The 11,305-nt window shown below is 43.6% G+C and carries 10 protein-coding genes; all 10 read left to right on the top strand.

The window, feature by feature from the left end:
• The first annotated feature begins 139 nt into the window (after positions 1 to 139).
• The 10 genes from trmJ to C2M25_RS05585 all read left to right on the top strand — a co-directional run bounded on the left by trmJ (position 140) and on the right by C2M25_RS05585 (position 11,132).
• Positions 140 to 874: a tRNA (cytosine(32)/uridine(32)-2'-O)-methyltransferase TrmJ gene (trmJ, locus tag C2M25_RS05630; protein ID WP_105180655.1), complete on the top strand. Its 735-nt coding sequence runs from the start codon at positions 140 to 142 to the stop codon at positions 872 to 874.
• A gap of 189 nt (positions 875 to 1,063) precedes the next feature.
• Positions 1,064 to 1,555: a Fe-S cluster assembly transcriptional regulator IscR gene (gene iscR, locus C2M25_RS05625; RefSeq protein ID WP_063701779.1), complete on the top strand. Its 492-nt coding sequence runs from the start codon at positions 1,064 to 1,066 to the stop codon at positions 1,553 to 1,555.
• A gap of 22 nt (positions 1,556 to 1,577) precedes the next feature.
• Positions 1,578 to 2,795: an IscS subfamily cysteine desulfurase gene (locus C2M25_RS05620; protein ID WP_054552500.1), complete on the top strand. Its 1,218-nt coding sequence runs from the start codon at positions 1,578 to 1,580 to the stop codon at positions 2,793 to 2,795.
• 40 nt (positions 2,796 to 2,835) lie between these two features.
• Positions 2,836 to 3,219: a Fe-S cluster assembly scaffold IscU gene (gene iscU, locus C2M25_RS05615; protein ID WP_063701777.1), complete on the top strand. Its 384-nt coding sequence runs from the start codon at positions 2,836 to 2,838 to the stop codon at positions 3,217 to 3,219.
• An 11-nt stretch (positions 3,220 to 3,230) separates the two neighbouring features.
• On the top strand, positions 3,231 to 3,554 hold the full coding sequence (iscA, locus tag C2M25_RS05610) for an iron-sulfur cluster assembly protein IscA (RefSeq protein ID WP_054552502.1): 324 nt from the start codon (positions 3,231 to 3,233) through the stop codon (positions 3,552 to 3,554).
• Positions 3,555 to 3,632: 78 nt separating this feature from the next.
• Positions 3,633 to 4,160: a co-chaperone HscB gene (hscB, locus tag C2M25_RS05605; RefSeq protein ID WP_063701774.1), complete on the top strand. Its 528-nt coding sequence runs from the start codon at positions 3,633 to 3,635 to the stop codon at positions 4,158 to 4,160.
• A 46-nt stretch (positions 4,161 to 4,206) separates the two neighbouring features.
• A complete protein-coding gene (gene hscA / locus C2M25_RS05600) occupies positions 4,207 to 6,069 on the top strand; it encodes a Fe-S protein assembly chaperone HscA (protein WP_105180654.1) in 1,863 nt (620 codons plus the stop codon).
• Positions 6,070 to 6,080: 11 nt separating this feature from the next.
• Positions 6,081 to 6,419: an ISC system 2Fe-2S type ferredoxin gene (gene fdx, locus C2M25_RS05595; RefSeq protein WP_063701770.1), complete on the top strand. Its 339-nt coding sequence runs from the start codon at positions 6,081 to 6,083 to the stop codon at positions 6,417 to 6,419.
• Positions 6,420 to 6,796: 377 nt separating this feature from the next.
• A complete protein-coding gene (locus tag C2M25_RS05590; RefSeq protein ID WP_105180653.1) occupies positions 6,797 to 8,224 on the top strand; it encodes an NAD-dependent succinate-semialdehyde dehydrogenase in 1,428 nt (475 codons plus the stop codon).
• 259 nt (positions 8,225 to 8,483) lie between these two features.
• Positions 8,484 to 11,132 carry a family 20 glycosylhydrolase gene (locus C2M25_RS05585; RefSeq protein WP_105180652.1) on the top strand — a complete coding sequence of 883 codons (2,649 nt, stop codon included), beginning with the start codon at positions 8,484 to 8,486 and terminating at the stop codon, positions 11,130 to 11,132.
• The last annotated feature ends 173 nt before the right edge of the window (positions 11,133 to 11,305 follow it).

Raw genomic sequence — 11,305 nt, 5'->3', positions numbered from 1 at the left:
CTGATAGCTGATAGCTGATAGCTGATAGCTGATAGCTGATAGCTGATAGCTGATAGCTGATAGCTGATAGCTGATAGCTGATAGCTGATACCTATGTTATAATCCCCGCAATTTTTGACTTTCAGTAAGTAACAACGCAATGACACTTGATGATATTCGTATCGTATTAGTTAACACATCACATTCTGGTAATATTGGCTCAGCGGCACGTGCTATGAAAACGATGGGCTTATCAAATTTATATCTTGTTGATCCTGCTTGTGAAATTGACAGTCATGCGAGTGCGCTTGCGGCCGGTGCAACTGATGTTTTAGGTAAAACAGTGGTTGTTGATACACTGGCAGATGCGATTGCTGATTGTGGCTTAACAATTGGTACCAGCGCACGCTCACGTACTTTATCTTGGCCTATGGTTGAGCCGCGTGAATGTGGTGAGAAGTTAGTGACAGAGGCTGAACAGGGTCCTGTTGCACTCGTATTTGGTCGCGAAAATAGTGGTTTAACGAACGAAGAACTACAACAATGTAACTACCACGTATGTATTCCTGCAAACCCTGAGTACAGCTCGTTAAATCTCGCGATGGCCGTGCAAACGCTGTGTTATGAAACACGTATGGCGTATTTAAACAAACAGCCAAAAGTACAAGAAGAAGACGAAGCAGTCTATCCAAACGCAAAGCAAACTGAGCTGTTTTACGAGCACTTAGAGCAAACATTAAATGACACGGGTTTTATCATCAAACAACACCCAGGCATGGTGATGACTAAATTACGTCGTTTATTTAATCGCGCGCGTCCAGAAGAAGCTGAGATGAACATCTTACGCGGTATTCTTACCTCTATTAATAAGTCTATTAATAAGTTTAGGTTATAAGCTTTATTCACCAGAATACTTGACTAAGTTACTCAGGTAATTACAATGTACCCAGTACTTGACTATTTTTGTCAAGTATTCGGTTTTATCAATGGCAAGTATCAATTTTTATCAAGTGATAATACTTGACTATTTTGGTCTGGTAATTAAAATTTGCACACCTTAGCGTGCAGTAACATCGGGGGCTCCATGAAGTTAACATCAAAAGGCAGATACGCAGTAACCGCCATGTTGGATGTTGCACTACATACAAATGTGGGTGCAGTGCCTCTTGCCGATATTTCTGAACGCCAAGAGATTTCGTTATCTTACCTTGAGCAACTATTCGCCCGTTTACGTAAAAATGGCCTTGTGACCTCTGTGCGTGGCCCAGGTGGCGGATATTTATTAGGTCGAGAAGCAAACGAAATTTCTGTCGGCGATGTGATTAATGCCGTTGATGAGTCTGTTGATGCAACACGTTGCCACAATGCAACGGGTGGCTGCCAAAGCGGCATGCGTTGTTTGACTCACACTTTATGGTCGGACTTAAGCGCACGTATCGAAGAGTTTTTAAATAGTATTACCCTTGCTGAATTGGTTGAAAAGTCAGATGTGAAAGAAGTCGCATCACGCCAAGATAACAGCATCAACACTGCAATTAAGCAACTGGAAAACATTCAAGTAAGCTGTCAACTGTAGCTTGACGAAAGCGGAGAGAGAAATGAAGTTACCGATTTATTTAGATTACGCAGCAACCACGCCTGTTGATGAACGTGTGGCAAAAGAAATGATGCAATGCCTGACTATGGACGGTAATTTTGGTAACCCTGCATCACGCTCACACCGTTTTGGTTGGCAAGCAGAAGAAGCGGTTGATCAAGCGCGTACAGATATTGCTGATCTGATCAACGCTGACCCGCGTGAAATTGTTTTCACTTCAGGTGCTACAGAATCAAACAACCTAGCAATTAAAGGTGCTGCGCAGTTCTATAAAAAGAAAGGCAAGCACGTTATTACTGTTAAAACAGAGCACAAAGCGGTGCTTGATACGTGTCGTGAACTAGAGCGTCAAGGTTTCGAAGTAACCTATATGGACGTTGAAGAAAACGGTTTACTTGATCTTAAAAAGCTTGAAGCTGCAATGCGTGACGACACAGTACTTGTGAGCGTAATGCACGTAAACAACGAGCTAGGTGTTATCCAAGATATCGCGACAATCGGCGAAATGTGCCGTGAGCGCAAAATTATGTTCCACGTAGACGCTGCACAAAGCGCAGGTAAAGTACTTATCGACGTGCAACAGTTAAAAGTAGATTTCATGTCATTCTCTGGCCACAAAGTATATGGCCCGAAAGGTGTAGGCGCACTGTATGTTCGCCGTAAGCCTCGTGCACGCTTAGAAGCGCAAATGCACGGTGGTGGTCATGAGCGTGGTATGCGTTCAGGCACACTGGCTACTCACCAGTTAGTTGGTATGGGTGCGGCATTTAGAATCGCTAAAGAAGATTTCGAAAAAGATCATGCACACATCAGCGCACTTCGTAAGCGTCTGATCGATGGCATCATGGCTGATATGGACGAAGTTTACTTCAACGGTGAACCAAGCCACTCAGTTCCGGGTATTGTAAATATCAGCTTCAACTTTGTTGAAGGTGAGTCGTTATTAATGGCTGTTAAAGACATTGCTGTTTCATCAGGTTCAGCCTGTACCTCAGCAAGCTTAGAGCCTTCTTATGTACTACGTGCATTAGGTCGCAATGACGAATTAGCACACAGCTCAATTCGTTTCAGCATTGGCCGCTTTACGACTGAAGAAGAGATTGATTACACCGTCGAACTAATCAAAAACTCGATTGGCCGTTTACGTGAGATGTCTCCTCTATGGGAAATGCATCAAGAAGGTATTGATTTAGATTCAGTTGAGTGGGCGCATCACTAATCAGTGATCGCCGCCGCTAGCAGGTAGTGAGGATAGTATTATGGCTTATAGTGATAAAGTAATCGATCATGTTGAAAATCCACGTAACGTGGGTTCTTTAGACAAAAATGATCCGTCAGTTGCAACAGGTATGGTGGGTGCACCAGCGTGTGGTGACGTAATGAAATTGCAAATCAAAGTATCACCAGAAGGTGTAATTGAAGATGCAAAATTCAAAACATATGGTTGTGGTAGCGCAATCGCTTCTTCTTCACTTGTAACTGAGTGGGTAAAAGGCAAAACATTAGACGAAGCTGCAACAATCAAAAACACTGATATCAGTGCTGAGCTTGAATTACCACCAGTGAAAATTCACTGTTCAATTTTAGCAGAAGACGCGATTCAAGCAGCAATTGCTGACTACAAAAGCAAACAAGCGAAGTAAGAGATAAATTCATGGCAGTGACATTGACAGATGCGGCAGCAAACCGCGTAGAATCATTTTTAGCAAATCGCGGCAAAGGCATTGGCCTACGCGTTGGCATTAAAACGACGGGCTGTTCAGGTCTTGCTTATGTTCTTGAATTTGTTGATGAGTTAGCAGACGGTGACGAAATTTTTGAAAGCCGTGGTGTGAAAGTGATCGTTGACGCTAAAAGCTTAGTTTATATTGATGGTACTGAGCTTGATTACACCAAAGAAGGTTTGAATGAAGGGTTTAAGTTTAACAACCCGAACCAAGCCGATGAGTGTGGTTGCGGCGAAAGCTTCACCGTTTAAGCTATTAAAATTTTCTTTGCTTGAAGCCCTGCCTATGTAGGGCTTTGTTCTTTCCTGTTTACCGAGTTGGATTATGTAATGCGTTACTTTGAGTTATTTGCAATTCCAGTAGATTACAACATTGATTTAGCGACAATTAACAAACACTACCTCGAGCTGCAACGTGCAGTTCATCCAGATCGTCATGCCAGTTCTAGCAGTCGCGACAAGCTACTTGCAGTGCAAAGTGCAGCCGAAATCAATGATGCATTACAAACCTTAAAACACCCGGTAAAGCGTGCTGAATACATGCTTAGTGAATTAGGTGTGGATATTCGCGCCGAGCAACAAACATTACAAGACCCGCTATTCTTAATGCAGCAAATGGAACTGCGTGAAGAATTAGAAGAACTTGAAAATGCCGCAGATCCTGATGCAGCAATTGCCCAGTTCGAAGCGCAAATTAAACAGCTCGACAAGCAATACAGTAGCGAATTAGCCGCTCAGCTCGCAAGCAGTGATGAGCAACAATGGCAGGCTGCTGCTGATAATATTCGTAAATTAAAGTTTGTTTATAAGCTACGCGAAGAACTAGAGCGTATTGAAGACAGTTTATTTGATGATTAATCGTTAGTTGTTACACAACAGCTATTTAAGAGTTTAAAAGAGCATTATGGCATTATTGCAAATTGCTGAGCCGGGGCAGAGCGCGGCACCACACGAGCACAAATTAGCAGTCGGTATTGACCTTGGTACAACTAACTCGTTAGTTGCAACGGTACAAAGCGGCGAAGCTCGTACACTGACTGATTTAGCAGGCAATGCGATGTTACCATCAGTTGTACAATACCAAGCAGATAGCATTGTGGTGGGCGAACAAGCAGCTGCAGCTGCCACTCAAGACCCTGCAAACACATTAATCTCGGTAAAACGCTTCTTAGGTAAAACGCAGGCTGAAATCGAAAACAGCTATGGTCAATTACCGTATGAATTCTGCGAGCATGACGGTTCGTTAGCAATCAGCACTGTTGCGGGTGCAATTAGCCCAGTCACTGCGTCGAGTGAAATTCTTAAAACATTAAAGCAACGCGCCGAAGACAGCTTTGCAGGTCAAGACATCATGGGGGCCGTTATTACTGTGCCAGCCTATTTTGATGATGCACAGCGTCAAAGCACCAAAGATGCAGCAGAGCTTGCAGGTATCAAGGTGTTACGTTTATTAAACGAGCCAACCGCTGCGGCTGTTGCGTATGGTCTTGATTCAGGCCAAGAAGGCATTATCGCCGTATACGATTTAGGTGGCGGTACCTTCGATATTTCTATTTTACGTTTACACCAAGGTGTATTCGAAGTACTTGCGACTGGCGGTGACTCAAGCCTTGGTGGTGACGATTTTGACTCGCTATTAGTTGATTACTTCAAAAAACAAACGGGTGTGAGCGAGCTTTCTGCATCGGTATTGCGTTTATTCATCAATAAAGCAAAAGCCTGTAAAGAAGCACTAAGCCAATACCAAACTGTAAATGTTGGTTTAGAGTTTGATGGTCAAAGCCACAAAGTTGAAGTAACTCGCGAAACGTTTGATGAGCTTGCTCTTAGTTTGGTGAAGAAAACACTACGTTCTTGTCGCCGTGCAGTAAAAGATGCGGGTATCGAGAACGAAGAAGTATTACAAGTAGTTATGGTTGGCGGCTCGACACGTATGCCAATTGTACGCTCTCAAGTTGCTGCATTTTTTGATAAAGAGCCACTGACTTCTATCGACCCAGATCGCGTAGTTGCACTCGGTGCCGCACTACAAGCAGATGTATTGGTTGGCAATAAGCCAGATTCAGACATGTTGTTATTAGACGTATTACCACTGTCGCTAGGTCTTGAAACCATGGGTGGCTTGGTTGAGAAAATTATTCCACGTAATACCACGATCCCTGTAGCACGTGCACAAGAGTTCACCACTTTCAAAGATGGTCAAACGGCAATGTCACTGCATGTATTACAAGGTGAGCGTGAGTTGGTTGACGATTGTCGTTCACTGGCTAAGTTCAGCTTAAAAGGTATTCCGGCAATGGCAGCAGGTGCTGCGCACATTCGCGTAACCTTTAAAGTAGATGCAGACGGCCTATTAAGTGTATCGGCAATGGAAAAATCAACCGGTGTGCAAGCTGAAATTCAGGTTAAACCATCGTTTGGTTTATCGGACGACCAAGTTGCTAACATGCTAAAAGAATCAATGACTAACGCAAAAGACGATATGCAAGCTCGGATGCTTAAAGAGCAGCAAGTTGAAGCGTTACGTGTTGTTGAAGCGCTTGATGCATCACTGGCAACCGACAGTGCATTACTTGATGAACAAGAATTAGGTGCGTTAAAAGCAGAAATTGCTAAACTTGTTGCCGTACGTGAAAGCGCAACAACACCTACAGAAATTAAAGCAGCGATTGAAGCTGTAGACAATGCAAGTAGCGAATTTGCTGCTCGTAGAATGGATGCATCAATCAAAAAAGCGCTGCAAGGGCAGTCAGTAGACGAAGTTTAACGAGGTAAGGTATGCCACAAATTATTTTTCTTCCCCATGCAGAATTATGCCCAGAAGGCGCAGCAATTGAAGCACCTGCAGGTGAAACAGTATTAGATGTTGCACTAAAAAATGGTATTAGCATTCCACATGCTTGTGAAAAGTCATGTGCGTGTACAACATGCCACTTAATCATTCGTGAAGGCTTTGACTCTTTAGATGAGAGTGATGAGCTTGAAGACGATATGCTAGATAAAGCATGGGGTCTTGAGCCTGAGTCACGTCTTGGTTGCCAAGCTGTGATTAAAGATGAAGATTTAGTGGTTGAAATTCCAAAGTATAATCTCAATATCGTTAATGAAGAGCATTAATTTTTAACGGCTTTGATTTCGTAAAAACCGCTGTAGTTGCTTGGTCTCTACAGCGGTTTTTTGTTTTTTAGAGCTGTCAGCTTTCAGCCGTCAGTTTTTAGCAGATCGACAGGGTGGTTCAGTTATTAGTGTTTTTGAACAGTAGTAACGTTGTATGCTTTTTAGATCTATTAAAAGCTGTCAGCTTTCAAACGTCAGTTTTTAGCAAATTGAGAGGGTGTTTCAGTTATTTGTGTTTTTTGAGCAGCAATAGCTTTACATTCATTTCTCAGACTTTATGTTTTTGATAGCTGATAGCTGATAGCTGATAGCTGATAGCTGATAGCTGATAGCTGATAGCTGATAGCTGATAGCTGATAGCTGATTTTGGAGGTTCTATGTCTGATTTGGTTTTTTCTGATTCGTTTATCGACGGTGACTTTTACTCTACGAGCCAGCGTTTTAGTGTAGATAACCCCGCAACCGCAGAGGTAATTACTCAGGTCTCTGATATTGATGAAGCTGGAGTTGAGCAGGCTTTAAAAAGTGCTGACGAGGCATTTAGCAAACTAAAGCAAACAACAGCAACCGAGCGCAGTGAAACGTTGCGTCGCTGGTATGAGTTGGTTATTGAGCACAAGCAACAACTTGCTGAGTTAATGACTAAAGAGCAAGGTAAGCCTTTAAAAGAAGCCTTAGGCGAAGTGGAATACGGTGCAGGCTTTATTAAATGGTTTAGTGAAGAAGCAAAGCGCAGTTATGGCGATACTATTCCAGCTACTGACAGCAAGCATCGTTTAACAACGATAAAGCAACCAATCGGTGTGGTGGCTGGTATTACACCTTGGAATTTCCCGATTGCTATGATCACCCGTAAAGTGGCACCCGCTTATGCCGCGGGTTGTAGTTTTGTGATTAAACCTTCGGAGCATACGCCATTATGCGCTATTGCCTTAGCCTACCTTGCTGATAAAGCAGGATTTGTAAAAGGAGCGCTGAACGTGGTGGTCTCTGAAAACGCAAAAATGGTGGGTGAGATCATGACCGAGTCGGAGCGTGTTCGTAAGTTCACATTCACTGGCTCAACCGGTGTAGGTAAGCAGTTACTATCGCAGTGTGCCTCAACAATTAAACAAACGTCAATGGAGCTTGGCGGCAATGCCCCGTTCATTATCTTTGATAATGCCGATTTAGATGAAGCTGTTGCTGGCCTAATGGGGGCTAAATTCAGAAACGCAGGGCAAACTTGTGTTGCCGCTAACCGAATTTTTGTTCAGCGCTCAGTGCTTGAAACTGTGCTTGAAAAACTCACTGACAAAGTAGCTGAGTTAAAGGTAGGTAATGGTCTTGATGACGGGGTAGATATCGGCCCATTAATTTACCCTAAAGCAAAAGAGAAAGTTCAAACGCTTGTGCAAGATGCAGTTGATAAAGGGGCGTCGTTAATCGGTGATAACAGTGAGCTTGAAGGCAGTTTTCAAGCGCCATTAATTTTAACTGATGTGACACCAGAGATGGATATCTATCATGATGAAGTGTTTGGTCCTGTAGTCAGCATCATCGCTTTTGATGATGAAGAAGAAGTACTTAAGCTTGCGAACGACGTACCTTATGGTTTAGCTGCATATTTTTATAGTGAAAACATCAAGCAAGTTTATCGCGTAAGCGAAGCACTCGAATACGGCATGATAGGTATTAACGAAGGTCTTATTTCAAACCCCGTAGCGCCATTTGGCGGCGTTAAACAGTCTGGCTTAGGCCGAGAAGGCGGTCACCAAGGGTTAGATGAGTACCTAGAAGAGAAGTATCTTTGTGTTAAGGTTTGAGCCGTCAGCCGTCAGCCGTCAGCCGTCAGCCGTCAGCCGTCAGCCGTCAACCGTCAGCCGTCAGCCGTCAGCCGTCAGCCGTCAGCCGTCAGCCGTCAGCCTGATAGCTGATAGCTGATAGCTAACTCCTTGCCTTTATTTTTCATAAAATGATAGCGCTGTCATTTTAGTTTTTATATGATAGGAACGAATTATTAACAAAAATGAAAAATAGTACGCAGAAATACCGTACACTCAGGGCTTAAACGAGGAGAAAGTAATGGATTTTAAGAAGTCACTATTCGCGGTAATGCTAGCGACTGCGCCTTTAATGGCTAGTGCAGCATTAACTCAATCGCAAGTTGATCAGTTTGCGAAAGGTACCGAACTGCTGTTTTCGGTAGAAGATAACTTTCGTAATAAAGATGCGGGCTTTTTAGGAAAAATTACCCTCAACAATGGCTCTGATGTGGCGTTACCTGCAGGCGAGAGCGATTGGCAGCTTTATATTCACTCCGTTCGTAAAATTTCAACCGAGCATGTCGCAGGCCTAAACATTGAACACGTTAATGGTGACCTTCATCGTATCGTACCAACGAGCTCGTTTAAAGGTTTAGCTGCAGGTGAAAGCTTAGAGCTGCCGTTCGATGCGCAAGTGTGGATTGTTGCTTACAGTGACTTTATGCCACGGGCATTTTTTGTTTCGGGCAAGAATAAACCCGCTGTATTTGCTAATACTGACACTGAAGACTTTAAACAGTTTGTTACGCCATTTACCCGCGAAAACCAGTTACGTCGTTACAATGAGCCAAAAGATTTATCTGTTTTAGCAACGGCAAAAGTCCGCTATGAACGTAATAGCGCTGACAAGGTGTCGGTTAGTAAAGACGATGCTTTAAAGCGTATTATTCCGAAGCCACGTAACGTTGAGTTTAATCGTGGTAGTGCGACGCTAAACAATAATTGGCAAATTAGTTATCAAGGGCAGCTTAAACACGAAGTTATGGTGTTTATGCAAGACTTACAAGATGACTATGGCATTAGCCTTAAAGCACAGCCTGATCATATCAATGTCGGCAAAGATAAAGTAATTCGCTTTAAAGTTGACCCTAAACTCAATAATGCAAAAGCAGAAAGCTACACCCTAGAGATTGATGATGAAGTGATCACCATCGTAGGTAGCGATAACGCCGGTGTGTTTTATGCGATGCAAAGCTTATTGAACCTCATTCCTGCAAACAGCCAAGGTAGTGCCAACTTACCGCAGCTAGAACTTGAAGATTCACCGCGCTATGGTTGGCGTGGCATGCACTACGATAATGGTCGTAATTACCATGGCAAAGAGGCAATGTTCAAGCTGGTTGAGCAAATGGCTCGCTATAAAATGAATAAGCTACACTGGCACTTTTCAGAAGATGAAGGTTGGCGACTTGAGATCCCAGGCCTACCTGAACTCACTGACGTTGGCGGCTATCGCTGCTTTGATTTAGAAGAGCGCGAGTGTTTATTGACTCAGCTTGGCACTGGGCCGTTTAAATCAGGCTCAGGTAATGGTTATTTGAAACGTGATGAGTTTGTTGAGTTATTAAAGTTTGCGAAAGACCGCCACATTCAAATCATCCCTGAAGTTGAAGGGCCCGGTCATGCGCGTGCCTCAATCAAAGCGATGGAAGCACGTTATCACAACATGTTAGAAGAAGCTGAGAAAGCCGCTAAGAACAACATTAAAACGCGCTCAGCAAATAAAGAAATTCAACACATAGATATGGGACCGGCAACGCAATACTTGCTTACCGATCCTAAAGATACCTCTGTGTACATGACGGTACAAAACTACAAAGATAACTCGATGAATGTGTGTATGGACTCAACCTACGCATTTTTAGATAAAGTGACTTATGAACTTCAGCAGATGTACCGCGAAGCAGGTGTTCAGTTAAAGAACCTGCATATTGGTGGTGATGAAGTTGGAGCAGGTTCGTGGATAGGTTCGCCAATCTGTCAGGCGTTATTTGCCGATCCAAATAACGGTGTATCCGGCCCAGCTGATTTAAAACCTTACTTCACACAACGTGTTGCTACCTTACTTGAAAAACGTGGTATTTCTCCGGGTATTTGGGAAGACGGTATCATGTACGACCGTGAAAATTCGTTTAAACGTGATGAGTTCCCTAATAAAACCTTTACCGTAAATACTTGGGATAATATTTGGGAGTGGGGTGTTGCAGATAGAGCATACCGCCTAGCAAATGCTGGTTACCAAGTGGTGTTATCACACGGTACGCATTTGTACTTTGACCACCCATACGAAGCATGCCCTGAAGAGCGTGGTTATTACTGGGCAACTCGTTACACAGATACTAAAAAAGCCTTTAATTACATGCCAGATGACGTTTATGCCAATGCTGATTACACCCGCACTCGTGAGCCAATCGTTAATTTAGAAGCGTTGGTGGGTCGCCCGTTACCTAAACTTGAAAAGCCTGAGAATATTTTGGGTATGCAAGGTCAGGTATGGTCAGAAACAATCCGTACTGAAGAGCAAGTATTAGCAATGATCTTCCCGCGTATTTTGTCTGTTGCAGAGCGCGCATGGCATAAAGCTGATTGGGAAGGCGAAACTGTCGATAGTAAAAAACAAGCAAAAGACTGGGCTGAGTTCTCAAGTGCAGTCGGTTTGAAAGAGCTTGATAAGTTAGCCAAAGATGGCATCAATCTGCACTTACCAGTACCGGGCGGCGTGATTGAAAATGGTAAGTTATATGCCAACAGTGCATTTGCATATTTGAGCATTGAGTACAGCCTAGACAACGGGCAAAGCTGGCAAACCTACGCTGAGCCTGTGAAGGTTGATAACAATGCAAAAGTTGCGCTACGCACCCGCTTAAACGCACAGCAAACCAGCCGCGTGACCGTTGTGGGTGAGTAATGTTTTTGCGATAAATAAATTTGGCGCCTACAGCAAAGCGTAGGCGTCACGCTTGCTTGGCGCGTTTTGCATTCAACATTTTTCGGCTCAAAACTGACAGCTAATCCCAAAACTTCGCGTGAAATAAATTTCACGCCTACAATATTTCGCGCCTCGCGCCTCGCGCCTCGCAC

This window comes from Pseudoalteromonas sp. T1lg21, assembly GCF_002964625.1.
Taxonomy (GTDB): Bacteria; Pseudomonadota; Gammaproteobacteria; order Enterobacterales; family Alteromonadaceae; genus Pseudoalteromonas; species Pseudoalteromonas gelatinilytica.
The sequence above is the reverse complement of the archived record's forward strand: the minus strand, read 5'-3'. Positions and strand labels throughout refer to the sequence as shown.